The 24025-nt window shown below is 51.3% G+C and carries 18 protein-coding genes; 8 read left to right on the top strand and 10 right to left on the bottom strand.

The genetic code is table 11. From position 1 onward, the window contains the following. Window positions 1-8: 8 nt before the first annotated feature. Both BM123_RS17320 and BM123_RS17315 read left to right on the top strand, forming a co-directional pair. Complete coding sequence (locus tag BM123_RS17320; RefSeq protein ID WP_090170995.1) at window positions 9-4688, top strand: hypothetical protein; 4680 nt, start codon at window positions 9-11, stop codon at window positions 4686-4688. A 164-nt stretch (window positions 4689-4852) separates the two neighbouring features. Beyond that, on the top strand, window positions 4853-5908 hold the full coding sequence (locus BM123_RS17315) for a hypothetical protein (RefSeq protein WP_090170992.1): 1056 nt from the start codon (window positions 4853-4855) through the stop codon (window positions 5906-5908). Window positions 5909-5975: 67 nt separating this feature from the next. On the opposite strand, the gene BM123_RS17310 is transcribed toward BM123_RS17315, so the two are convergent. The 3 genes from BM123_RS17310 to BM123_RS17300 are packed head-to-tail and all read right to left on the bottom strand — an operon-like array spanning window position 5976 to window position 8269. Continuing rightward, entirely contained in the window at window positions 5976-6860 is an 885-nt protein-coding gene (locus tag BM123_RS17310) for a glycosyltransferase family 2 protein (RefSeq protein ID WP_090170989.1), read from the bottom strand. A 5-nt stretch (window positions 6861-6865) separates the two neighbouring features. Next, on the bottom strand, window positions 6866-7591 hold the full coding sequence (locus tag BM123_RS17305) for a 5-oxoprolinase subunit PxpA (RefSeq protein WP_090170987.1): 726 nt from the start codon (window positions 7589-7591) through the stop codon (window positions 6866-6868). A gap of 30 nt (window positions 7592-7621) precedes the next feature. Beyond that, a complete protein-coding gene (locus BM123_RS17300; RefSeq protein ID WP_090170984.1) occupies window positions 7622-8269 on the bottom strand; it encodes a deoxynucleoside kinase in 648 nt (215 codons plus the stop codon). A 142-nt stretch (window positions 8270-8411) separates the two neighbouring features. Between BM123_RS17300 and BM123_RS17295 the strand changes: the two genes are divergently transcribed. Continuing rightward, complete coding sequence (locus tag BM123_RS17295; RefSeq protein ID WP_090170981.1) at window positions 8412-9206, top strand: Fpg/Nei family DNA glycosylase; 795 nt, start codon at window positions 8412-8414, stop codon at window positions 9204-9206. A gap of 27 nt (window positions 9207-9233) precedes the next feature. After that, on the top strand, window positions 9234-9983 hold the full coding sequence (locus BM123_RS17290; RefSeq protein WP_090170978.1) for an FkbM family methyltransferase: 750 nt from the start codon (window positions 9234-9236) through the stop codon (window positions 9981-9983). Here BM123_RS17290 and BM123_RS17285 read toward each other — a convergent pair. From BM123_RS17285 to BM123_RS17275, 3 genes are read right to left on the bottom strand one after another with little or no spacing between them, the layout of a single operon-like run. Further along, complete coding sequence (locus BM123_RS17285) at window positions 9947-10846, bottom strand: hypothetical protein (RefSeq protein ID WP_090170975.1); 900 nt, start codon at window positions 10844-10846, stop codon at window positions 9947-9949. The genes BM123_RS17290 and BM123_RS17285 overlap by 37 nt on opposite strands. Then, window positions 10843-11715: a hypothetical protein gene (locus BM123_RS17280; RefSeq protein ID WP_090170972.1), complete on the bottom strand. Its 873-nt coding sequence runs from the start codon at window positions 11713-11715 to the stop codon at window positions 10843-10845. Before BM123_RS17280 ends, BM123_RS17285 begins: the two co-directional genes overlap by 4 nt. A gap of 3 nt (window positions 11716-11718) precedes the next feature. Further along, window positions 11719-12138, bottom strand: a complete 420-nt coding sequence (locus BM123_RS17275; RefSeq protein ID WP_090170969.1) for a UPF0158 family protein — start codon at window positions 12136-12138, stop codon at window positions 11719-11721. A gap of 469 nt (window positions 12139-12607) precedes the next feature. Between BM123_RS17275 and BM123_RS17270 the strand changes: the two genes are divergently transcribed. After that, entirely contained in the window at window positions 12608-14371 is a 1764-nt protein-coding gene (locus tag BM123_RS17270) for a sodium:solute symporter (protein ID WP_090170966.1), read from the top strand. Window positions 14372-14576: 205 nt separating this feature from the next. Next, entirely contained in the window at window positions 14577-15332 is a 756-nt protein-coding gene (locus BM123_RS17265) for a PPK2 family polyphosphate kinase (RefSeq protein ID WP_090170963.1), read from the top strand. 116 nt (window positions 15333-15448) lie between these two features. On the opposite strand, the gene BM123_RS17260 is transcribed toward BM123_RS17265, so the two are convergent. The 4 genes from BM123_RS17260 to BM123_RS17245 form a co-directional block, all read right to left on the bottom strand. Beyond that, window positions 15449-18676, bottom strand: coding sequence for a TonB-dependent receptor (locus BM123_RS17260; protein WP_090170960.1), 3228 nt, complete (start codon window positions 18674-18676; stop codon window positions 15449-15451). A 143-nt stretch (window positions 18677-18819) separates the two neighbouring features. Then, complete coding sequence (locus tag BM123_RS17255) at window positions 18820-19560, bottom strand: DUF4197 domain-containing protein (protein WP_090170957.1); 741 nt, start codon at window positions 19558-19560, stop codon at window positions 18820-18822. A gap of 179 nt (window positions 19561-19739) precedes the next feature. Further along, the gene (locus tag BM123_RS17250; protein WP_090170954.1) at window positions 19740-20435 is read right to left on the bottom strand and encodes a DUF2490 domain-containing protein; all 696 of its coding nucleotides are present in this window, start codon (window positions 20433-20435) and stop codon (window positions 19740-19742) included. 8 nt (window positions 20436-20443) lie between these two features. Beyond that, window positions 20444-21208 (bottom strand): DUF2520 domain-containing protein, encoded by a 765-nt coding sequence (locus BM123_RS17245; protein ID WP_090170952.1) that lies wholly within the window; start codon window positions 21206-21208, stop codon window positions 20444-20446. 114 nt (window positions 21209-21322) lie between these two features. Here BM123_RS17245 and selD point away from each other — a divergent pair, with 114 nt between their 5' ends. Next, window positions 21323-22363: a selenide, water dikinase SelD gene (gene selD / locus BM123_RS17240; RefSeq protein ID WP_090170949.1), complete on the top strand. Its 1041-nt coding sequence runs from the start codon at window positions 21323-21325 to the stop codon at window positions 22361-22363. 96 nt (window positions 22364-22459) lie between these two features. Continuing rightward, complete coding sequence (locus BM123_RS17235) at window positions 22460-24010, top strand: FAD-dependent oxidoreductase (RefSeq protein ID WP_090170946.1); 1551 nt, start codon at window positions 22460-22462, stop codon at window positions 24008-24010. Window positions 24011-24025: the final 15 nt, after the last annotated feature.

Here is a 24025-nt window from a genome sequence, read left to right as displayed (position 1 = left end):
CCGCTTGCATGCGCTTCTTTCTTATCTCCAGCCTCTTTTTGATTTCGCTGGCACCACTATTTTCTCAAAATCTTGCGGAGTTTGACCTTTCTTCCAATGATTTGACGGCCTTCACCGAAGCGCTGGAGAAACACATGAACGATTCTGGAAACAAAACGGCAAAAGACGCTTTTGCTAATTTCTCCGGTGTATTCTTTGGAGGCGGATTCTCCGAAGATCACCAAAAAAGAATCGCTGCCACGGCCGTTAACCTGGCTAAAAAGCGTATTAGCCCCACCAATGGCTTTCCGCAGTACCTTGATCTGCTGGCTAATCTGAGCGGACTGGAAGGTCCGGCAGCGGAGCGATTTGTTGAATTCCATGATGCTTTTGACCAATTACTCTTGCTCGAAGGTGTTCGCACCGCGAAAATCGTTAAAACGCTTTCAACGGCAGAAGCCTATTTGCGGGCCAACAGATTCGTACCTGCTGAAAAAGAAACACGATGGGAAGTAGTGGGCGGAACACCACATTTTCTCTTCGACGAGGGAGTGATGATGAAAATTGATACGGTCAGGCAGTTGAAGGCTTTTGGCAAAAGCGATACACTTACCATTCAGGAGACAGAGTTGCTGGTTGATCTTTCAGAAGGCACCGTCCGGGGGAAAGGTGGCAGGACTGACTGGCAGCGACAGGGTCTGTCAGAAGATATTTTCGCACTGTTGGTAAGTTACTCCCTCAACGTAAACCGGATGATTTACAAGGCGGACTCCGCTCACCTGCAGTATCCCGAATACTTTGAGAGTGTACTGGTGGGGAGCTTCTCCGATAAAATTCAGCAGGGTGGTGCCAGAGCAGGCTCTGAATACCCCCAGTTTATCTCTGATGATGGTTTTGTTGAAATAGAGAACGTAGGAGAAGGGATTGACCTGATGGGCAACTTCGAACTACGGGGAGCAACGGTGTATGCCATCGGGAGCAAGGGCCGGAAATCACAAGTAACGCTGAAAATTGAAGTTGAAGGGGAAAACAAAACCGTTCGGGGAGAAGCTGACCGATTCACAATTAAACAGGGAGAACTAATCGCCGGACAAGGCGTAGCCACCACTATTTATATTGGTGAGGACAGCCTTTATCACCCAAGTGTAACCATGCGCGTTGACGTGCCGGAACGGATAGTGGGCCTTACCCGCACGGAATCCAGTTCCGATCAGAGTCCGTTTCACCATAGTCTTAACCGGATGAACATTTATGCTGACCACCTAGACATCTACCTGGATGCGGACAGCGTAGTGGTGGGCAAAAAGACCGTTTCTTTCCAGGAAAAATCTGATGTGATTTTTGAAAGTGAAGAGTTTTACAGCGAAAGAGAGTATGATTTCGTTCGGGATATTGCCCGCTCGAACCCATTGGATATTATCTATGCCTACCGGCAGGGGCCAGAAGGAGGAAACGATCTTATTGATGGCAATGTCCTTGCTCAAAAATTCAAACCCAACTTTACGGTTGCGGACATCCGGCCACTGCTCTTTGATCTTCAGTCAAGAGGCTTTTTATTGTACGATGCAGACACTGACTTAGTAAAGCTTCTTCCAAAGTTGGCTCATTTTGTGCAGGCCAGCCGGGAAGAAATTGATTACGATAAACTTCGCCTGATTAGTCGTACCAGTAAAATCAACGCGGTTTTGAACTTGAAAACCGGGGAGATCAGAATTGATCAGGTACAGCCCGTTCAGTTCAATCGGGAAAAGCAAATTGCCATTAAACCTTTGGGAGATCAGTTGATCGTTCGCGGAAATCGGGATTTTGATTTCTCAGGAGAAATTTACGCCGGGGGGATGGTGTTTACGGGTAAAGACTTTCACTTTAACTACGATCCTTACTACATCAAGATGGACTCTGTCCGGTATTTTGATTTATTCCTTCCGGTTGATGACATTATCGGTGAAGGAATGGAGCGCCAAAGTACCGGGAGTAGAATTGAGCACCTGAGCGGATACTTATTGATCGATGCCCCAAAAAACAAGAGTGGTACGGAAGACATCGCTTACTTTCCCAGTCTGCAGACAAAATCCCCCAGTTATATCTATTATGATCGGGCAGACTCTTCGGCGCATTACAGCCGGGACAGCTTCTATTTCGAGTTGGCGCCGTTCAGTCTCAATGGTATGGACAGCCTGTTAGCCGGAGAAGTTGAGCTGAAAGGTCAGCTCAATAGTGGTGGCATCTTTCCTAATTTTGAAGAAAGCCTGACCATCCAGGAAGACGGAAGCCTTGGGTTTATTACGGAAACAGAAGCGGGCGGACAAAGCACCTACGGCAACCGGGGTAAATACGAGGGTGAAATCGTTTTGAGTAACCGCGGGCTTGAGGGGAAGGGGAAGCTGAACTACCTGGAGGCTGAAATTGAAAGCGAAGACCTTAGTTTTCAGCTTGACCGAACTACCGCCAGTGCACGTTCCTTCGCCCTGGAAGAGAAAGTTACGGGCGCCCGCGAAGTACCGCAGGTTAGAGGTACTGAGGTGAATATTGAGTTCAAACCTTATGGCGATTCCCTGGTGGTTAATTCAGTTAAGGATGCTCCTTTTGAAATGTTTACCTCCAACGAACATTCTTTTGACGGTGGCCTGGTATTAACCCCCGAAGCCCTGAAGGGTAATGGACGACTTGACTGGCCGGCAGCTAACATGAGCAGTAAGGATATGGACTTTTCCACTTTTGGCGCCAGTGCTGACACCGCCAGTGTAGGAATTAAAAGTTTGGAAAGTGATGACCGATTAGCGCTCAGAACGAGTAACGTAAAGGCGAACATTGACTTTGAAACTCAGGTTGCCTCCTTTGAAAACAACTCCACTGAACTGTCCACCGCATTACCCTATAACCAATTTAAGACAAGCATTGACCGCTTTGATTGGGACATGGCCGGGGGAAATATCACTTTCCAGGCGGAGATTGGAAAAAACCGTTTTACGAGTACTCATCCGGATCAGGATGAACTCACCTTTACGGGTACAGAGGCTACCTACGATATCAACACCAGTATTCTCGATGTGGAAGGTGTTCCATTCATCATGGCTGCGGATGCTAAAATTTTCCCTGGAGACGGCAAGGTAAAAGTAGACCCTGGTGCCAAAATTGAGGAGCTGACGAACGCCAGAATCGTTGCCGATACGCTAAACGAATACCACGTAATCAATAAAGCCACCGTTCAACTTTTAGGACGCAAAGAATACCGGGCGTCAGGTTTTTACGAATACAATGTAGGCCCCCACACCCAGGAGGTAGAACTACAGGAAATCATCGGTACCAGAATTGGTAAAGGTAAACGGGGAGAAAAGGCCACTGCTACCCGTGCTACGGCTACCATCAATGAAGGCACTACTTTTTACGTAGATAACAAGACCCGGTTTTACGGCACAATGAACCTTGATGCAAGCAGCAAGACGCTGCTGTTTGATGGCTATGCTAAAATTGAGGCGGACAAGTTCCCTGGCGCACGCTGGTTTACGGTACGTTCAGAAGGGGATAAAAAAGATCTCACGCTGGCTATTCGCTCGCCGAAGGACCGGGATGGGGTTCCTCTGTTCACCGGAATTTATCTCAGTAAGCCCCGCAGAAGGGTTTACCCTAGCATGGTGGAAATTCTGGATTTCCGTAAAGATCATCCCATCCTGGACGCTAATGGTTTGGTCAATTACGACGAAGAAAATGATGTTTTCTCCTTTGGGGACAGCCTCCGGATTTTCAACCCTGATCACATTGGCGGCAACCTGATGAAGTTTGATAATGCCAACGGGACGATCAGCGGTGATGGGGAATTGGGCCTGGGTGGACGATTAAAGTATATCTCCATGAAGTCCTACGGCTCCATCGCGATGGACATGCCGAGCCAGGCGAGGGGTGGGGTAGAAGCCGATCCGGAACCAACACCTGACCCGGAACCCGAAACCGAAAAGGAGAAGAGCGATTCGCCCAACAATATGTTCCTGCTGGAGGAAGAGGTGAAGCCTAAGGAAGATACTCCAGCAAGCGGTGTTGGAGCGGAAATCACTATCGATGCCCCCATTGAAGAGGCTTATCCTGATGTGGTGATAAAGGCAATGACTGCGATTGACCTGGTCTTCCCGGACAAGCTGGTGAACATGATGGCAACTGATCTGGTCTCCGGCGCCTACGCCGCTCCGGGCCTCAACCTGGTGACCGACGCTAAATTCTATAAGGCAGGCCTTAAGACGCTTTTCCCCGCGGGAAAGGACCTGGAGACAGCAGAAGCCAGCCTGGCCGCAGGTGTGCTTAATGTGCCGCGGAAGATTAACGAACACACTTTCCTGTTCAGCCAATTGAACATGAAGTGGTCAACGGACTATCAGTCTTTCGTGACGACGGAAAAGTATTCCGGCCTGGCCTCCATTCGTGGTAACCAGATCAGTAAAATGCTGGAAGTCCATGCAGAGGTTAAAATGCCTTCTGGTGGAGATGATCGTCTGTACATCTACATTAAGTCACCCAGTGAGTTGTACTATTTCTTTGGCTTCAAGGATGGAATCCTCAACGTCGTATCCAATAACACTCAATTTATGAATGAGCTGGAAGGAATGAAGGCCAAGGATATGGTGATGAAAATGAAGGATGGTGAGACCTATGAGATCCTCCCCGTCAGCCCGGGGACGGCACAAACATTTCTCAGAAGGGTAGAGTCTGCATTCTAGCGGAGAAAAGTTATCGGTCTTCCCTGCTCAACTATCTGCCGTTTGCACCTGCGTGCGCGCCACTACAATGTCTTGTCTGTCCGGCGAGACTGTGGACTCGTCGAATTATCTGCTGCTTTTTTCCCGCGAAAACACTACATTGGGAACTGAAAACAAAATGAACTATGTCAGTATTCGGAGATCTTAAGAAGCTTTTTTTTGGTGCGAAGTCAGTCGCCAAACACCAGGCAAGTAAAGCCGGCGAGGCAGCAAAGGATATTGGCGAAGACTTAAAGTCGCAGAGCGATGACCTGTTGGACGCTACGAAAGATGCTGCCAAGGAAGTGATGGATAAAGCCCCCGAGTATTTCGAGAAAGGAAAAGAAGCGCTGGAGGGGCTGACCGATAAGATCTGGGAAGAGGCTGACTCTGCATTGGACAAAGGAAAAGAGCTGAAGGATAAAGCTAGTGAAGTCATCAACGAAAAGCTGGAAGACCTGCGCCCGGAGGCCGCTGAGAAGCACCCTTTCGATGTTATGGACGAAGAAGGGCTGGACCTGAGTGACCTGACGGACACCCCCGCTGCGGAGGCTCCCAAAAAAGTCATTGATTTCGAATCTGACGTTGTGGAAGACACGAAAGCCGCAGCCGGTAAGTTAGCGGATAAAGCTGCTGGTGCTGCAAAAACCGCAGCTGCCGCCGTTGCTGGTGCTGCCGGGCCCGCACTGGACGCCGCCGCAAAAGCAGGAGCTGCTGCCAAAGACGTAGCCGGAGATGTTGCCGGAAAAATTGGCGACGTAAGCGAAGTTGTTGGCGCTAAAGTATTAGAGAAAGGCGATGAATTTCTCTCCGCTGCCGCCGAAAAAGGGGCAGATCTGAAGGGCAAGTTTGATGATTTCGTTGACCACGCCAACGTGGAAGCAGAAAAAATGAAACTGGAAGACTCCATCGAAGCGGCTAAACGCGCCGGAGAACAAGCGGAAGCCCGTGCCCGTGCCTTTGATGGGGACGAAGCCAGCCGGAACACCTCCGAGTCTATCCTCGATGGCACTGACTCATTCTTCGATCGTGCCGCTCGTTTCGCGGAAGGCGATTACCACAATGAAGGCGGTAAAGAGATGACCATTCAGGACAATCCTGACGCTACTGCAAAGCCCGAAGGAGGCCTTATCTCCGGCTTCCTCGACTCCGACGGTGACGGTGACTCCCTGATTGACGACGCCATCATTGAAGAGGAGTAGGCAACTGCTCTGCGGTAAGCCCAAAACGGAACTACTGTAAAAACAGGAAGGGTTACCAAGGGGGGATTTACTTTCCCGTACTAATCATGACGAAGGTCCTGCTCACATTTCGCCAATCGCTGGCGGAGGCATAGGATATGCCTTCTTTCCAGATTTTCATCGCACGATAATTCTTTCCGCCTCGGCACAGAACGCGGCAACAGTGCATATACTGATGAAGGACCTGCTTGTGGTAAAACCGATAGTTTACCCGTTCGGAAACGCCAGGGAAATTATAAGCTTCGGCTAAGCGTTCGACGTTCTGCCTGAGCAGCTCTTCGTTTACGTAGGTAGCACTTCGCTGTTCCGGGTGCAAATTCACAATAGCGGTGTAAGCCTCTACCTGATAAAGGCTTGCCTGAATCAAAATACGATTTAGCCACAGAAAATCATCCAGCAAGAGGTGGCTTTCATCAAAGATGTTGGCTTTCATCAGGTCGGCTCTGAAGACCATCCCAAACATTCCCGTCACTTTTTCCCAGTACTGCCGTAAAATATCCGGGCCATTCTCATAGTTGGGCACCCAGGTGGTTTTACCGCCTCCTTGCAAAAGCTCTCCGGACCGGTAGATGTCGCTTTTGAAATTGTCGGTCGCCATCCCACTCTCAAGTACAGATAAATGGTCGGGCTTGAACAAGTCGTCGTCGTCAAGAAAACCGATGTAACGACCGGTAGCCAGCCGGACTCCGGTATTTCGGGCACCATTGAGTTGTCGGTTTTCCTGGTAATGGTAGCGGATTCGTTGATCGGTGAAAGACTCGGCTACCGATCGGGTATTATCGGTAGAGCCATCATCGATGATGAGGAGCTCCCAATCCTCATTTTTCTGTGCCAGGACACTTTCAACGGCCACCGACAACCGCTCAGCACGGTTATGGGTGGGAATGATAATGGTAAACAGTGGTGACGACATGTGGCTTAGGTGTTAAGAAGCTGGCGGATGGCCAGCGCCCGGGCAGCCGCGCCTGGATGATCACCGTGTAAACAGACCGTTTTTACTTTGATTGGATAGATTTCGCCGTCAGTCGCCCGGACTTTCCCGGACTGAAGGAGCCGTACTTGTTCGACGGCCATAGTGGTGTCATTCAGGCAGGCACCGTCTTTTTGGCGCGAACGCAGGTGCAAAGAAGGCTCATAGGCGCGGTCCGCAAAGCCCTCCGGCCAGAACTCCAGACCGTGAAACTCCGTCATCACCCGCAGCTGCCCCGTCGGTGGCCCGTAAACAATGGGGATGTTACTTTTCGCAGCCGCTCTGACAAAGGCCTCCGCTCCGGAAATACTGCCATTGAGGTAGTGATAGAGTGCTCCATGAGGCTTCACGTGGTGGACGCTTCCGCCCAAGCCCTCCGTCATCCCCTTTAGAGCACTGATTTGGTAGAGCATCAGCGCAAATAAATCGGGCGAAGGAATTTCCATGGTTTTACGGCCAAAGTTTTTCCGGTCCGGGAAGCTGGGGTGAGCGCCAATAGCCACTCCGTGCTCCAGCGCCAGCTCAATGGTTTGTCGCATCGTTATGGCGTCACCACCGTGGAAACCACAAGCAACATTGCAACTGTCGAGCAGTGGCATGAGGTCTGCGTCGTTACCGATAGTATTGCCATACCAGGATTCTCCCAGGTCGGCATTAAGGTCAATTTTTGTCATTGGCCGAAAGATAGATAGTCCTTATCTAACTTACATCTCTTCAAACAAGCCATGAAGTTTGGCCTGGACTTTATTGATGACTTCGCCCAGGTCTTCTGGCTTATTGGCAAAGTCAACCTGCCCTACGTCGATGATCAGAATGTTGCCCTCGTTGTAGGTTGAGATCCAGTCTTCGTAACGTCGATTAAGTTGCTTGAGATAATCAAGGCTCATGCTTCCTTCATAATCTCTTCCCCGGCTTTCGATGTGGGCCACCAGAGTGCCGATACCGGCCCGCAGGTAGATGAGCAGGTCAGGGGGGGAGATCCGCTTCGTCATGGTGTTAAACAACTCCATGTAGTTGTCGAAGTCGCGCTGTGTCATCAGTCCCATCCCGTGAAGGTTCGGAGCGAAGATGTAAGCGTCTTCGTAGATCGTCCGGTCCTGAATAACGGTTCGGTCACCTTCCTGAATGCCGAGGATTTGCCCGTAGCGATTGTGCAGAAAATAGACCTGGAGATTAAAACTCCAACGTTGCATATCATCGTAAAAGTCACTCAGGTAGGGGTTGTCATCGGCACTTTCGTAGTGAACGTCCCAGCCAAAGTGCTGGCCTAATTTTGTACAAAGGGTAGTTTTACCTGCTCCGATATTTCCGGCGATGGCAACGTGCTTGATCTGTTTGGAATTCTTCTCCATTCTTAACTATAAAGGGATGTGGTATGCGTTCGGGCTAAAGGTAGGAAGTAGGAGAGAGAGAAAAGAAAATCAGCCAAAGAAGATCGAAGAATGAACCGATTATTTGTGTCTGGGTTAGAGACGAGGAGTTAAAAAATGCACGATGCCGGAATTACCTGAAGTCCATAATTTCAAGCAGTACTTTGATGCCGCCGCTACGAATCAGGTCATTGATCGGGTTACGGTTCACGATGATAAGATCATACGCAATATGAGTGGACCTGTTTTCGCGGACGTACTGACCGGACGGAAGATTACAGGATCCATCAGGCGGGGAAAGTATCTCTTTGCTCAGTTGGATAATGGACATGACCTCCTGCTGCACTTCGGTATGAACGGAGACCTGAATCTCTATCAGGACGAAAGCGACCGAGGCCGGTTTGAGCGTTTTGCCCTTCATTTCACAGACGGCAATACGCTCGGCTTTGAAGACTCCAGAAAGTTCGCCCGTATCCTTTACCTCGAGGACCGGCTCGATTACATTGAGCAAATAAAACTCGGCCCCGATGCCTTAGAGCTGGAAGAAGCTTATTTTCTCCAACAACTGGAAGGGAGGAAAACCACCCTCAAGGGCATACTCCTGAACCAATCCGTGGTAGCAGGATTGGGTAATTTATACGTGGACGAAATTTGTTACCGCACGCGATTACACCCCGCCAGCCGGGTAAACGCCATGACGCTGGAACAAAAGAAATTGATCTATCGGGAAATCCTTGCCGTTATGCAATACGCTACTGAGAACGCGCCCTATTACCGTGATTACCCCGAGAATTGGTTTTGGCATACCTGGCGGCATGAAGGAGGTCAGGACCCGGAAGGGGAGGGGGAGGTAAAGATTACCAAAGTCGCAGGCCGAACGACTTACTATGTAGAAGGAAGACAGAAGCTGGTGGAATAAAGCCCTGAAGCTTTTACCTTGTGCAACATGAAAGACCGTATCCGCCAGTTCCTTCTGGGAGAAAAAAAAGACTTCCAAAGGCTTTGCCGCGAGAGTGGGGTAACCTTGGATTATCAACTTAACCGCCAGGGCGTCTCCGTTGCCAAAGCTATCTTCAGAGGCAGGGAATATGCTGATTACTTTCCCTTTTATGAGGAAGCTACCGTAGTGGATATTGGTGCTCATTTTGGCTACTTTGCGCTCTTTGCGGCTGGAAACCTTGCCCCTTCGGCAAAAATTTTTGCTGTAGAGGCGGAGGAGAGTAACGTGGAGGTACTCAAAGCTAACGTGACAACTAATAATTGCCAGAACATTTCCATCCACCATTTGGCCATGGCAGGGAAAAGTGGTGAACGAACGCTGCACAGGAGCCGGGCGGAGAATAATTCTCTGCTGCAGAATTATGCCCTATTGGACGGAAGGAGCGCAGGAGTTCCCGTTCGTGCCGTTAGCCTTGGAGCATTCATGGAGCAAAACGGCCTGGACAGGATTGATTTTCTCAAGATGGACTGTGAAGGTGCTGAATATGAAATTCTCCTGAACGCGGATAAAGAGCTGCTGGCTAAAATAGAGACCATCTCGATGGAGTTTCACGATATGAAAGCCCTGGAAAACAGTTCCTGGAAACTAGTGGAGAAGCTCCGGTCTTCCGGCTTTCAGATCGTTAAATACGTACACGAACCTACCCGGAGGAACCTGAATTATGGAAAGCTGATTGGCACCAGGCGCTTGTCTTGATGCTGATAGTAGTGTAGCCTGCTGGCGCCAAATCCACTAAAAAAGCTGGCTACTCCCGGAATGTCCGATCCCTCAAAATCCAGCAGTATATCTCTGCTGGCATACTCTCTGATGATGCTGTCAATTATTACCGCCATAGCATTTTGCTTATAGCCCTCCTTCGTGCTTGCCGCCATAAGGTTGACGATACGCGATCCATTTTTTGCCAGAAAGAGAGCGCCCAGCATTTCACCACTGTCTTCGGCCTTAAGGGCGTAGCAGGCCCCTTCGCCGTACTTCCGGTCGGCCAGTAAAAGCGAATGTACAACCCCTTGATTTTTATAAGACATGGAGATCTTCTCTCCCAGGGTATCGAGGTAGAACCGGATAAAATCCTCCGCAGAAATTTTTACGGGAGCGGAGAGTTTGTTCCGGCGTAGTTTGCGTCGGAGGTCTGCCCGGTAGCCCTTCGAGATCCTGCCGTAGCCCGGCAGGAGATTGAGCTCATAATTGTTGCGGGAGGTGATCCTGAAGCGATTCCCCGGGGCCTTCACGAGAGTAGATAACTTGCGGACATACCGGAGCGTGGAAACCCGACTTACAATTGCCTGCTTTTCTTCCGGACTACCTTCGCCAAAGGGCCCCAGATGCTGAGTGAACGGTGCACCATTTACCAGCGCTAAGGGCCCAACCTTCAGGAAAAAAGGGATGGGCAGAACGAGCTGATAGTCTCCCATGATAAGTCCTTCCCAACTGGAGTCCGTCACAGCATCTAACCACCAGCAGAGGCCGTAGGGAGAAGGGTATTGCTCTGTGTTTACCGCCAGGTTCCATTTTTCCCTGTTGATCTGTTTGCGGGGAATGCGCCGGATGGTAGTGCTCATTCCACGAAGAGGTAGGGGCGACTTTCGGCGCCGAAGCTTTTGAAAAAGGCCGCGATGCCCGGATTGTCCGATCCTTCAAAATCCAGGAGCTGAGCGTCATCGAAGTGCCGGTCGAGGATGGCGTCCAACAGCCTGGGCATACCCCCTTGTTGGTAGCCCGCTTCGGTGGAGGCGGCAAAGAGATTGATGATTCGCCCCCGGTAAACGGGGAAGAACCCTGCGGCGAGCAAACCATGCTCCGGATCGTCATAGCGATAGCAGTAGCCTGCCCCGTGAGAAAGACAGGCGGAGGCTATTCGATGGATGCTGCGGTAGTGTTTTTCCTTCAGGCCGGCCTTCGGACCGGCGGTGAGGCGGTACTGCGCAATAACGCTTTCGATGGAGGCGGGCGAAAGTTTCCCCCCGCCATCGCTTTTAAGCTGTCGGCGGATACTGCGGGAGTACCCGGCCCTTACGTCTGCCATTGTCGTCGTAAGAGGCAACACCAGGTTGTTCCGGGAAAATGCTTTGCGCCCAGCCGGAGGGCTGGCGAGGTTAAGTTGTTCCCGAAGGGGCAGGCTAAAGCGGAGAACCGACTTCGGTATCCCGGAAAGCATACATTCTGTATCTCCGGGCAAAAGCCGGCCGAAGGGGCCACCTTGCTGCGTAAAATCCGCCCTTTGCACCTGCGTGAAGCGCCCCAAAGATCGTCTTCGTGGTAAGGGCAACACTACGCGGTAATCATCCAATATGATTCCATCCCAGCGGCCGTTTGTCGCGGCTTCTAACCACCAGCTACATCCGTAGGGTAAACAAGTCGTATCTGTCGCAACGGCCGCATCCCAGCGTTGACGGTCAATGTCTTTCCCGCGGAGGTAGGAAAGCTCCATTCTTTATTGCTCGGTCAGGCACTTTTGAACATACTGCTGGTAACGCGTCTGGCGGTAGCCTCGCCATTTTTCGTAGTTCTTTGGGAATTTTGCCAACTCTCCTTTGAAGGTCTGGAAGGGGCGGGGACGCTTAAGGGCGTAGGTAAGTGCCTGCCACAATTCCTGATTACGAACCCGGTCGGTAAAATCTTTCATCACCTGAATAGCATCTGCTGTTGGCATTCGCTCAATGTGAATGTAGGCATCCGGATCAACGGAAACATCCTGCATTACCGCTTCAAAAACTTCCGGATCTGCCCGAACATTACGCTCCGGGTCATCAGCGACTAACATCCTGCCGTGCTCCCGGTGAACGTATACTTCCATACCGCGACGAATAGCGGTAGCGGCTTCATTAATTTCGGCTTCGCTTAGCTGGGCCATGACTTCATTGGTTTTTATGCGAATCAGGTAAAATAGGTAGCCGGCAGACAGCCTGCCAGTGCTGGGGCAAAGATGCGTCCGTTTTTGGCAACCGACAAACCATCTACGTAACCAATTTAAGTTTTCTTTCTTCCTGAGAAGTTCTCCGGTGCGTTAACCGACCGGCTGGCCTGTCCGGTTTTAGCGCTCAATGGTATTCATGATCTACCTTTCAAAGCAAGTAACAGCCGGCCTTCGTCCCCGCATAACTCACCAGTTTTGCATTGAATTATACCCTGTTTCAGCCCTTAATTTATTCCGTTTACGGTCTTAAATCTTTACCTAAGTTTTTAATGTGTATAATTGGGCAACGATTAGTGCCATGAATCAGGGGCTAAGATTAGCCCCGCGGTGGGCTTTGTTTGGAAGAAGGTATTCATTCATGTATTAACTTTTGATTCACGCTGGTAATATCCGCTTAAAGTAGATTATGGGAGCATTTGAATTGACAACGATTGACCTTGTGGTAATGGCGCTGTATGCCATTTTCATTATTGGATATGGGCTGTATAGCGCAAAAGCTCAGAGCTCAGAGGAGTATTTCCTGGCGGGGCGTAACATGACCTGGCCAATTGTCGGCATCTCATTATTTGCCGCCAACATTTCCAGTTCAACCCTGGTTGGCCTGGCTGGAGACGCCTATAAGACGAACACACAAGTGTTTAACTATGAGTGGCTTGCAGCGGTCGTTCTGGTGTTTTTTGCTATTTTCTTCCTGCCGTTTTATCTGAAGTCGAGGGTATACACGATGCCCGAGTTTCTGGAGCGACGCTACGATGTTCGTTCCCGCTATTACTTCAGTTTTATTACGATTGTTGGCAATGTAATGCTGGATACTGCCGCCGGACTTTACGTTGGTACGGTGATTCTCAAGCTGTTATTTCCAGACCTTTCTACTTTTGCCATCGTGGCCATTTTGGCCATTGCGGCGGCAGCCTACACGGTTCCTGGCGGATTGAATTCTGTGATTCAGACGGAAGTAATCCAGGCGGTATTACTGGTGGTAGGTAGCTGCATGATAACCTATTTTACCTTTCAGGAAATCGGTGGCTGGAACGAAATGATCGCCGGGCTCAACGAAATGGGAGCTGCCGGAATCCTTCCGGACAACGGAGCAGATTATAAGCCCGCTAATGCCGAAGAAGTGCTAAGCCTGGTGCGCCCCACCGGAGATACCTGGCGAGAATTTTTGTTGGGAACCGGAGGAGATGGCTTTATGCCATGGACCGGGCTCCTTTTCGGAGCGCCGATTTTGGGCTTTTACTTTTGGGCTAACAACCAGTTTATGGTGCAGCGGGTTCTGGGAGCAAAAGATATTAATCATGGCCGCTGGGGCGCTCTCTTTGCAGGTTTACTGAAGCTTCCCGTACTGTTCATTATGGTACTGCCGGGTACGGCAGCCATCATCTACATCCAGCAGCAGGGCGGCCTGGCGGACGGCTTTGACATCGCCAACATTAACTATCAACTCCCCGGAGGTGGCATTTGTAAAGACCTGGCGGATTGCCCCAATGCGACCTATCCAATGCTTCTGTTTCAGATGTTGCCCACGGGAATACTTGGGCTGGTGTTAGCAGGCCTGCTGGCAGCAATGATGTCATCGGTGTCAGCGACTTTCAATTCAGCGTCAACGCTGATCACGATGGATTTTGCCGTAAAGATCAACCCGAACCTCAGTAGTAAGCAATTGGTCAGGATTGGGCAAATAGCTACGCTGGTATTAGTGATTTTGGCTTGTCTTTGGGCACCTCAAATTGAACGATATGCCTCGCTTTGGGAATACCTGCAGCTGGTTCTCAGCTTCATCGCGCCTCCGGTGGCAGCGGCCTTCATTCTGGGTATGTTCTGGAAGCGCGTCAACGGAACCGGCGCATTCCTGAGCCTCATGGCCGGGGCTACGGTAAGTATCGTCTATTTGTTGATGGACTCTTACGGCGTAGACAGTTGGTTTACCGAAATGCACTTCCTGCACCGTACGGTTTATCTCTTTCTTTTCTGTGGCCTGGTGAATACAGTGGTAAGCCTGATGACCGCTCCGCCAGCACTGGAAAAGGTAGAAGGCAACACCTGGAATAAGAGCCTCATCAAGGAAGAAACGCTGGAGCTGGCCAGCTTGCCCTGGTGGCAGAATTACCGCATTCAGGCAGTATTCCTGCTGATCATCACTTTCGTTTTGGTGGGCTGGTTCTGGTAGTATTATTAAAGCCTGTTTGCTCAAATAGAATTTACTCAGGTGCGGGTGTGGCTCCTGAGCTTGCCGAGGCCGCAGGTGCAGAGGGAGTTTGCGGAGCAATAGCAAGCTTGAAACCGGACGCTGACCGCGTAACGGCCCCGATGGAGTAGGTGAAGCTGGGGGAAGTCCGCCAGTGATTCCTTACTTTGGCGGCAAAAGAACTACTATGCCCCTGATTGATCTCAATAAAATCCCCACCCAGGCCCCAAAAGACCTCGACAAGGACGAAGCCAGAAAGTTAACCAAACAACGTGCTGAGCGCATAGCGGATCTCCACCAAAAGCTAGTGGCAGAGGGTAAGCACTCGGTTCTGATCGTATTACAGGGCATGGACGCCAGCGGTAAAGACGGTGCTATGCGCAACGTCTTCGGGGAATGCGCTCCCTTCGGCCTGCGGGCCGTTGGCTGGAAGAAGCCGACCGATTTAGAGTTCGCCCATGATTTCCTCTGGCGCATTCACAAGGAGGCCCCTGCAAAAGGAGAAATGGTCATATTCAACCGCAGCCACTATGAAGATGTACTGGTCCAGCGCGTTCATGGCTGGATTGACGAAGAGCGTGTGGATCGACGTTTCGAGAGCATTAACGCCTTTGAGAAGTTGTTGGCTTATGACAACAACACCCTGATCCTCAAATTCTACCTCCACCTCAGTAAGGACGAACAGGAACAGCAACTGCTGGAGCGGGTCAATGAGTCCGATAAATTCTACAAGCACAACGACGGTGACTGGGAGGAACGTGAGCATTGGGATAAGTACCGTGCCGCCTACAACGAGGTCATTAACCGCAGCGAAATCCCCTGGCACATCGTTGGGGTAGACCAACGCTGGTACCGCGACTATCAGATGACGGAGATCATCGTCAATGCGATGGAGGGTTTGAATATGGAATGGCCGGCACTGGAAACAGAACGAACCTGGTAGTCAGGTTGAACTGCAGCCATTAGTTTTCCGGCCGCTCTGATTTAAAAAGAAAGCCCCCGCTCACAATCGTGAGCGGGGGCTTTCTTTTATTGACTAATCGTCAAACAAGGAAACCCTTATTCAAAGATGTAACGGATACCAACCTGGCCCTGGAAGCGGCTGGACTGAAGACCAGAATCGTCGAGGAAAGGCTCGAGTTCATTGTCTTCGTTCAACAGTGCAGGGTTGAAGGAGTAGGTAGGCGTAAGAGATCCGTCTTCGAAGCCTTCGAAGTTCAGGATCTGGTAGTCGCCGAAGTAGAACTGACGACGGCCCCACTTCTCGCTAAGCAGGTTCGTGAAGTTCAGAGCGTCAAAAGTTAACTGCAGACGGTTCTTACCTGACAGAGGAATGTCCTGTACGAATTTCAGGTCAACAACGGTAGACCATGGTCCACGGTCACCATTACGCTCAGCGTACTGGCCACGGCGCTCGCTGGTGTAGTCGTTGCTGCTCAGGAAAGCTTCGAAAGCTTCAGCCTGCTGTGCTGCAGTGTAATCAACACCACCAAAAGTCTCGTCCACAAAGTTCATCTCACCCATGTTGGCAGGGATGTAGATAAGGCTGCGCTCACGGCTGTCAGTGCGACCGTTGAGGTTTCCATTATCGTTGTAGATAAGGCTGTAAGGACCGCTCTGAGCAGTCTCGCTGATCAGGGTAACTGTAGTAGCGAATTGGTTAGACGCACCGTAAGAGAAACGCTTGCTGACTACACCAAGGAAACGGCTTCCACCGGAGAAATCAGAACGGTATACCTGCTGGTCGATGTTACGACCATTTACAGAGTAAAGTCCACGCCACTGGCTGGAGTTCTGGCTGCTGGTACCGTCGAAGACACTGTAAGCATCACCGTAAGAGTAGCTGGCCTGAACGAAGAAGCCATTAGAGAAAGGACGCTGGAGGCTGGCCGTCAGGTTGTAGCCATAGCCTTCGTTAGTGTTGTAGCCAAGTACTACACGACCGTAGGTGTCACCACCAGGAACGGGAGCATCGTCGCCGTTACCGAAGTAGTTGCGATTGTCAGGACCGTCAAGCTGGTCGGTAGGTGCACCAACGTTGAGGTTTTGGTAAGCAACGTTCTGAAGCGTCTTGTTGTAGAGTACGTCAAGCGTACCGATGAAGCCCAGTGGGAGCTTACGGTCAACAGCCAAAGACATTTTCAGGAACTGTGGTAGTTTGAAATCCTCTGCGAAAAGGTCAATGGCACCACTTGGGGTTACGTTGTTGGGGTCAATGTCTCCGGGAAGCTGGCCGTTGATGTCAGCAACAAAAGGAGTGCTGAAAGAACGGGTGTAACCAGCGTTAAGACCGTAGTTGTTGAAGGCGCCACCTACCCAAACGAGGGGAGCGCGGCTGGTGAATACACCAATACCACCACGTGCCTGAGTAGTCTTGTCACCGAGGATGTCCCAGTTGAAGCCAACACGTGGGCTAACGAGAAGAGTTGGCTTGATGAAGCTACCAGACTGAGCACCGCGCGTATCGTAGATTTCGCTGATTTGAGCAAGGAAGTTATCGTTCAGGTCATCATTAACGGGAGTGTCATCGTAGAACGGAAGGTCAAGACGAAGGCCAGCGGTGAAGCTGAAGTTGTCTGAAACCTGAATGCGGTCCTGGAAGTAGAGACCCGCCTGACCGGCACCGAAGCTGGCGATAGCGTCACTGTCATCACCAGCTACGTTGTCACGCAGTGAGTAGACACGCTGGAAGAAAGAGGCGTTTCCTCCGTTCAGGAAAGTTTCGAGGTCGTCGAACTGGTACTGACCGAAGTTGTAAGCCAGGAAGAGGTTCTCGGCTTTGTAGAGCTCGAGGTTAGCACCAATTGTGAACGTATGCTTACCCTTGAAGATCTCAAAGTTGTTGGTCAGAGTGATTACGTTCTGGTTCAGCAGGTTAGCCGTAGAGAAACGCTCAGAACCGAAAGTGAGGTTACCGGAACCATCTTCGATGGACACCCAGGGGAATGGGTCGCCATTCTGATCACGGTCATCCACTTGGCGGGTGAAGCCCAATACGAAGTTGTTGCTCATGTTAGAACCGATAATGGTGTTCAGTTCAAGGGCAGCACCGTACGTTTTAGCAAGGAAGCGCTCAGAGCTATTCAGGAAGTTAATGTTATTGTTGTTAGACTGTACACCTTCGAGGTTGTCAGCGCCAACATAGCTGAGGCGGAGAGCAAGCTTATTGTTTTCGTTCAGGTTGAAGTCAAACTTAGCGTTCAATTTGTCAGAAACAAGGAAACGCTCGTTGTCCGTGTAAGTACCAGGATCGTAGCCGTACTCGCTCTGCAGGAAGTTGCTAAGGCTGTTGATGTCAGAAGTAGTAGCGTTACCAGTGTAGTTGTCTTCGTTGAAAGGCAGGGGAGTGGTCTCGTCCTGACGCTCGTAGTTGATGAAGTAGAAGATCTTATCTTTCTTTAGTGCACCACCGAGGCGGAAACCAGCAGTGTAAGCAGAGTAGTCAGAGATCTCAGCACCATCAAGTGTACCACGAGTCAGTGACTGGTTACGGAAGAAGCCATAAACAGAAGCTTCCGTATTGTTAGAACCAGAGCGGGTGATGGCAGAAATCGAAGCACCACCGAAGCCACCCTGACGAACGTCATAAGGAGCCAGGTTAATCTGGAAAGACTCAATGGCGTCTACAGAGATAGGAGAAACACCCGTTTGGCCACCGTTCGTACCAGAACCGGCAAGACCAAATACATCGTTAGATACAGCACCGTCAATGAAGATGGCGTTGTAGCGGTTGTTAATACCACCGAAGCTCAGCTCAAGACCATCGTTTCCTTCACTGGTGGTAGACTGAGGCGTAAGACGCGTAAAGTCACCAATAGAACGGCTGATGGTAGGAAGTGCATTGATGGCTTCTTCGCCAACGTTGGTTTCCTGACCGGTCTTCTCACCATTAAAGATGTCCGAACGGCTGGAGACAACCTCAATACCGGTAAGCTCAACAGCCGCAGTACCCATTTTAGGGCTGAACTGGAAGGCCTGGCCCAAAGAAAGGTAGATGCCATCTTTTACGATTGGCTCGTAGCCAACGTAAGTAGCGGTAATGATGTAAGGGCCACCAACGCGCATACCTGGAAGACGGAAGAAGCCGTCAAGATCGGTAACGTTACCATAAGTGGTTCCGGATGGTGTGTGAACGGCTTGAACCGTAGCGCCAATCAGGGGCTCACCGCTGGTGTTGTCCTGAAGTTTGCCGAAAACGGAGGCAGTCGTCACACCCTGGGCGGCAACCGTCAACGACGTTGCAAGCACCAGAAAGAGTGTGGTGAAAAGTGAAGTAAAAATCCTCATGTAAAAGTGATTTGGATTAGTTGATTAAACCTGAAATAACCTTGAATTGGCCGCAAAGGTCATATACGGCGGCGAAGGTAAGGTTAAGTCAACGTTAAGTTCTCCAAATCAGCTAATTACCCCGGATTTTTTTACATTCTCTCCTATTTATCCTGGCGGGCAAAAACGTCCTTTAACAGTTGAGTATTCCGTAAAGCAGGGTTTTGGCGCAATTCGCTTTCCTTTACTTCCACTAATCCAAACATTCCTTCGAGTGCGCGTTGGGTGACGTATTGGTCTAACTCCGGATCAGTTTTTTTGACGAAGGGGATTTTATTGTAAGCGGTTACCGCCTTAAACCAGATTTCGTTGGCGTTTACCTCATCAAGCGCCGCTCTGATCACTGGTTGGAACTCTCCTGCCAAAGGAGAAGCGGTGTTGGCTTCCAGATAGCGGGTGGCAGCATCCTGATCGCCCATCAACAGATTCATGGCATCTTTAATGGTGAGGCCCTTGATGGCGTCTACGAAAATGGGGCCTGCTTTTGTCGCCGCTAACTCCGCCGCGCGGTTAATTCGTTCCGTCAGGTCCTGTTCCAGGTTACCAAAGCCGGGCAGGGCACTAACCTTGTTAATAACGGTTTGGGCTTCTTCCGGCAGAAGAATCTTGTAGGGACTGCCATAGTACCCATCCTGAGCCGATAGGGAAGTGACGGCTTTGTCTACTCCCTGGTTCAAGGCTTCCTTAAGCCCGTTACCAATGGTTTCTTCAGAAAGCGGACTTTTACCGCTTAATACTTCGTCAGCCTTGTCGGAAGCCTGCTTGAGGAGTTTGCCGAATTGAGCCTGAGCCGGGGAAGCCAGCAACAGGGCCGCAAATAATAGAAAGGAAGTAAGAATGCGCATGCTTAAGATTTTTTCTAACTCAAGGAACGGTGAGGATAGCCCAAAGGATGTATGGGAGTCGTTAAGATTTGCCTAAAGGTCGGCGGAACGCGGTGAGCCCATCCAATTGGGTCACTCAGAAAAGTTTAAACAGGTTCAGGACAGGAAAGCAAAAGAACACCGATGAGACCCAATAGTGTTTACCAGGTAACGCTTCTGCCAAAGGGGTGGCGATATTTCCAATCCCGGTTCCGATCATCCGGTAAGGTATAATCGAAATACAGCCCAAGTATGCGATCAGGTGTTTGAAGAGCAGAGGAGTTGATGCGCAACTCCTGCCGGTAAAAGAGCTCGATTTTTAGCCGTTCCGTGAAGGTGTACTCGAGGCCGAAGGTGTAGCGCCGTCTGGCCCATTCATTACGGGAGTCGAAGCGATAGCGCCCTTCAAACTCGGCAACGGCGGAGAGCGTATTACTGATATCAGCCGCAATACCCAGTCTGGGACGGATTGATACCCGACGTAAACTTCCATCTGCGCCCGGCGGGCGATCCTGCTGATAGCGAAGGCGACTTTCCAGCGTAAAGGGGCTTTCCCCCAGGGGATATTTGTAGTTCAAGTCAGAAAACAATCGCAGCGTACCGGATTCTCCGTTCCTGCCAGGCTCAAAGCGGGAGCCAAAGGTGATGCTCAGGTTTTTGGCTAAAGCCCGGTTCCCTGCCAGCAGGAAAAGCGCTGATCCATCAGTAAACTCATTGAATGGCCAGCGATATTCTGCCTCGATGACGTAGCCCCACTTGGGGCCTACCTCATGCTCAAAGGATACGCCATTCCAGCTTTCGAGTTGAGCGAACAGTACAGTGGGGGTAAGAAAAAGCAGGGTCAGAAACAGGCGCATAATTATTTTTAAGAAGGAACACCGGATTGAATAAAGTGGCTCATTCGACGGTATAGGTCCGCGTATTCTGGCTGGGAGTTGAGTAGCTCAAGGTGACGGTTCATGGTTATGGTGTCACCGCGGGCAGCGGCACCGGTCTGACTTAACCTCGGGGCGGTACCGTCCTGTTTCAGTGCGGTGTTCCTGATGATGGGGAGTAAAATATCGAAGGGGATACCACTTTGCTCGCAGAGTTCGTAGCTGATCTGATAGAGCCAGGTGACAAAGTTGTTGCTGAAAACAGCGGAGAGGTGGAGTTGCGCTCGCTGCTGATCGTCCAGGAGGTAACTAAGCTGGCTTAGCTTGCCCGCCAACTCCCCCAGCACCTGCGTCAGCGCCGCACTCGTGCCGTAATAGACGAGCGGAACGTCTTGCCAATCGGTGACCTCTTCTCCTGCCCGTAAGGACCGGATGGGCCATAATGCACCCCGATGCTCAAAATGGCTGTGAATCATGATGGCTGGCGTAGCTCCGCTGGTATGCACTACCGGCACATCAGATGGCAATAACTGGCTGAGGTGGGCAGATACCCGGTTGATGGCGTTATCCGGTACTGCAAGAAAAACAAGAGAAGGTTGAGCCGGCAGGTCCTCCATCGGGATCACCCGCACGGGCCATTCTGCTACGCGTCCCGGGTCCCGGCTTACGAGACTTACGTCATGCCCTGCCTGGCTTAGCACTTGCACAAGGTGCCAGGCCAGGTTGCCGGCACCAATAACGATCACTTCCTTCATAAAGGCGAAGGTACTTGGGCGCGGCCGCAGGTGCAAGGTTTTCCTGGTTGCCACGCGCAGCGCGACGTGATGGCCGGCTATTGCGTACTTTGCAGCCCTAAAATCAACTCCCCAATGGAAACCATCAAATTGACCGAATATTCCCACGGTGCCGGTTGTGGCTGTAAGATCGCCCCTGCCGTACTGGATACTATTCTGGCGCAGACGACCAAAGGTCCTAACTTTCCGAATCTGCTGGTTGGCAACCATGAGCGGGACGACGCAGCGGTCTATGATCTGGGAGACGGTACGGCCGTTATTTCCACGACAGATTTCTTCATGCCGATCGTTGATGATCCGCTAACCTTCGGCCGCATCGCCGCCACCAACGCCATCAGCGACGTATACGCCATGGGCGGCACGCCCATGATGGCCATCGCTATTCTCGGCTGGCCCATCAACCAGCTATCGCCCGAAGTCGCAGGCCTTGTAGTGGAAGGCGGCCGGCAAGCCTGCGCCGATGCCGGAATCCCCCTCGCCGGCGGACACAGCATCGATAGCCCGGAACCCATCTTCGGCCTGGCCGTTAATGGCCGCGTGGAAGTGAAAAACCTGAAAAAGAACGGTGGCGCAAGGGTAGGGGATGTTCTTTTTTTGACCAAGCCCATCGGCGTAGGTATTCTCTCTACCGCCCAGAAAAAGAAGAAGCTCAAAGCAGAACACTCGCTACTGGCGACGGAGCAAATGATCCGACTCAATAAGATCGGCGCTGTGCTGGGTACCCTTGATTACGTTAATGCCATGACCGACGTTACTGGCTTTGGCCTCCTCGGTCACCTAACGGAAATGTGCAGGGCCAGTGAAACCTCCGCGACGGTGGAGTTGAACAAAGTCCCGCTGATCGATGAGGCCATCCTTGATCACTACCTCGCCGAAGGCTGCATCCCCGGAGGAACCAAACGTAACTGGGCCAGCTACGGCCACCACGTATCGCTGCCCAACGAACGTGCCAGGTGGCTCCTGGCCGATCCGCAGACCAGTGGCGGATTGCTCTGTGCCGTAGACGCCCTTCAGGCGGATACTTTCCGGGAGATTTGCTTTCAGCATGGGCATGAGGTGGAAGCGTTGGGGCAGATGGAAGTGGCTTCCGGTGATGTTTTGGTAAGCGTCGAATAGCTGGGGCAGCTGTGTCGTTATCGCAGAGGAAATTGAAAAAATCTGCGAACTAATTATGGCGCTCTGCTCTTATGGAGGTATACCAAAAAGTGCCGTATGACCTCTGTCCTAAAACTGTCTAACCTTCCCGCTGGGGACAGCCACCAAATCGATCATGGTGACTACAAGGTATTACTCACCAACGTCGAAGGAACCGTCTACGCCGTAGAATCTAAATGCAGCCACTTCGGGCTGCCCCTCGAAAAGGCGGCCCTGAACGGCCACCGCCTGCGCTGCCCTTTTCACCACGCCTGCTTTGATGTGCGCAACGGTCAGCAGCTGGAAGCCCCCGGCCTGGATGGTATCGCGACCTTCGGTGTGGAGATCATTGATGGAGACATTCACATCAGCGAAGAACCGATTACGAAGCCGGAAGCACCAGCCACGGGTGACTTTGCCCATAAGCTGGACGACGGCCATTATGGCTACGCCATTGTCGGTGGAGGCGTTGCGGCGGCTAACGCTGTTTACGGCATCCGGGAGCATGACGCTACCGGCAGTATCGTTTTGATCACCCGCGAAGACCTGCCGCCCTATGACCGGACGCACGTAAGCAAGGCGCTTCTGGATGGGGGCAAGGACCTTAGCGATCTTCCCCTTCATTCTGAAGCTTTCTACCGTGGACAAGGGGTCAGCTTAATGGAAAAAACTACGGCTGAGGAAGTGGATGTCGCAAATAAAACAATCGCTTTGTCCGGAGGAAAAACGATCTCCTACGATAAAATTTTGCTCGCTACCGGCGGGGAGCCCCGCAAACTTGATATACCAGGATCGGAGTTGGACAACATCTTCACCATTCGAAATGCGCGGGATGGAATGGCTGCCAGAAATCAGGTGTCAGAAGGTACCAAAGTGGTCATTATCGGCGGCAGTTTCATCGGTCTTGAAGCAGCCATGAGCCTGGGCAAACAGGGAGGGGACATAACGGTAGTTGCTCCCGAAGAGGTGCTGTTTAAAGGTCCCTTTGGGGAGAAAGTAGGTAAATACGTGCAGCAACTGCACGAGGAGGCAGGCGTCAGCTTTCGGTTGGGGCGCAAGTCATCTGCCTTTACGGGCAAGGGTAAAGTCTCTTCCGTAACGCTGGATAATGGCGAAGAACTACCCGCAGATGTTGTCGTGGTTGGAATCGGCGTTCGCCCGGTCACCAATTACCTCCGCGGTCTGGCCGGTACTGCGGACGGCGGGCTGAAAGTGGATAATCACCTCGCTTGTAATGTAGCAGACACCTGGGCGGCGGGAGACATCGCCTGCTATCCGGACCGGGAAGGCGCGGCTCGCATCGAACACTGGAAAGTAGCGGCTCAGCAGGGTAGAGTAGCCGGACGAAATATGGCCGGCGCAGCAGTGCCCTACACCATGTTACCGTTCTTTTGGAGCAACCAGCAAGGCGTCAATTTTCGCTATGCCGGGCACGCTACCGAATACGATAATATACTCTTTGACGGAACCCCCGGCGAAGGCCCCTTCCTGGCCTTCTACCTTATGGGAAAACACGTTCAGGCAGTCCTGGGCGTAAAGCGGGATGCTGATGTGGCCGCAATTGCCGAAAGAATGAGTCATCGTGAAATGCCCGACAATGATGATCTGCGAGGATTTAACTGGAGGTAGTTGGTGCTAAATAGT

The sequence above is a fragment of the Neolewinella agarilytica genome (assembly GCF_900110645.1).
Taxonomy (GTDB): Bacteria; Bacteroidota; Bacteroidia; order Chitinophagales; family Saprospiraceae; genus Neolewinella; species Neolewinella agarilytica.
The sequence above is the reverse complement of the archived record's forward strand: the minus strand, read 5'-3'. Positions and strand labels throughout refer to the sequence as shown.

What these genes read in the sequence shown, in the direction of transcription:
- BM123_RS17320 (WP_090170995.1), top strand. Translation starts at nt 9, where the DNA reads ATGCGCTTCTTTCTTATCTCCAGCCTCTTTTTGATTTCGCTGGCACCA.
- BM123_RS17315 (WP_090170992.1), top strand. Translation starts at nt 4,853, where the DNA reads ATGTCAGTATTCGGAGATCTTAAGAAGCTTTTTTTTGGTGCGAAGTCA.
- BM123_RS17310 (WP_090170989.1), bottom strand. Translation starts at nt 6,860, where the DNA reads ATGTCGTCACCACTGTTTACCATTATCATTCCCACCCATAACCGTGCT.
- BM123_RS17305 (WP_090170987.1), bottom strand. Translation starts at nt 7,591, where the DNA reads ATGACAAAAATTGACCTTAATGCCGACCTGGGAGAATCCTGGTATGGC.
- BM123_RS17300 (WP_090170984.1), bottom strand. Translation starts at nt 8,269, where the DNA reads ATGGAGAAGAATTCCAAACAGATCAAGCACGTTGCCATCGCCGGAAAT.
- BM123_RS17295 (WP_090170981.1), top strand. Translation starts at nt 8,412, where the DNA reads ATGCCGGAATTACCTGAAGTCCATAATTTCAAGCAGTACTTTGATGCC.
- BM123_RS17290 (WP_090170978.1), top strand. Translation starts at nt 9,234, where the DNA reads ATGAAAGACCGTATCCGCCAGTTCCTTCTGGGAGAAAAAAAAGACTTC.
- BM123_RS17285 (WP_090170975.1), bottom strand. Translation starts at nt 10,846, where the DNA reads ATGAGCACTACCATCCGGCGCATTCCCCGCAAACAGATCAACAGGGAA.
- BM123_RS17280 (WP_090170972.1), bottom strand. Translation starts at nt 11,715, where the DNA reads ATGGAGCTTTCCTACCTCCGCGGGAAAGACATTGACCGTCAACGCTGG.
- BM123_RS17275 (WP_090170969.1), bottom strand. Translation starts at nt 12,138, where the DNA reads ATGGCCCAGCTAAGCGAAGCCGAAATTAATGAAGCCGCTACCGCTATT.
- BM123_RS17270 (WP_090170966.1), top strand. Translation starts at nt 12,608, where the DNA reads ATGGGAGCATTTGAATTGACAACGATTGACCTTGTGGTAATGGCGCTG.
- BM123_RS17265 (WP_090170963.1), top strand. Translation starts at nt 14,577, where the DNA reads ATGCCCCTGATTGATCTCAATAAAATCCCCACCCAGGCCCCAAAAGAC.
- BM123_RS17260 (WP_090170960.1), bottom strand. Translation starts at nt 18,676, where the DNA reads ATGAGGATTTTTACTTCACTTTTCACCACACTCTTTCTGGTGCTTGCA.
- BM123_RS17255 (WP_090170957.1), bottom strand. Translation starts at nt 19,560, where the DNA reads ATGCGCATTCTTACTTCCTTTCTATTATTTGCGGCCCTGTTGCTGGCT.
- BM123_RS17250 (WP_090170954.1), bottom strand. Translation starts at nt 20,435, where the DNA reads ATGCGCCTGTTTCTGACCCTGCTTTTTCTTACCCCCACTGTACTGTTC.
- BM123_RS17245 (WP_090170952.1), bottom strand. Translation starts at nt 21,208, where the DNA reads ATGAAGGAAGTGATCGTTATTGGTGCCGGCAACCTGGCCTGGCACCTT.
- selD (WP_090170949.1), top strand. Translation starts at nt 21,323, where the DNA reads ATGGAAACCATCAAATTGACCGAATATTCCCACGGTGCCGGTTGTGGC.
- BM123_RS17235 (WP_090170946.1), top strand. Translation starts at nt 22,460, where the DNA reads ATGACCTCTGTCCTAAAACTGTCTAACCTTCCCGCTGGGGACAGCCAC.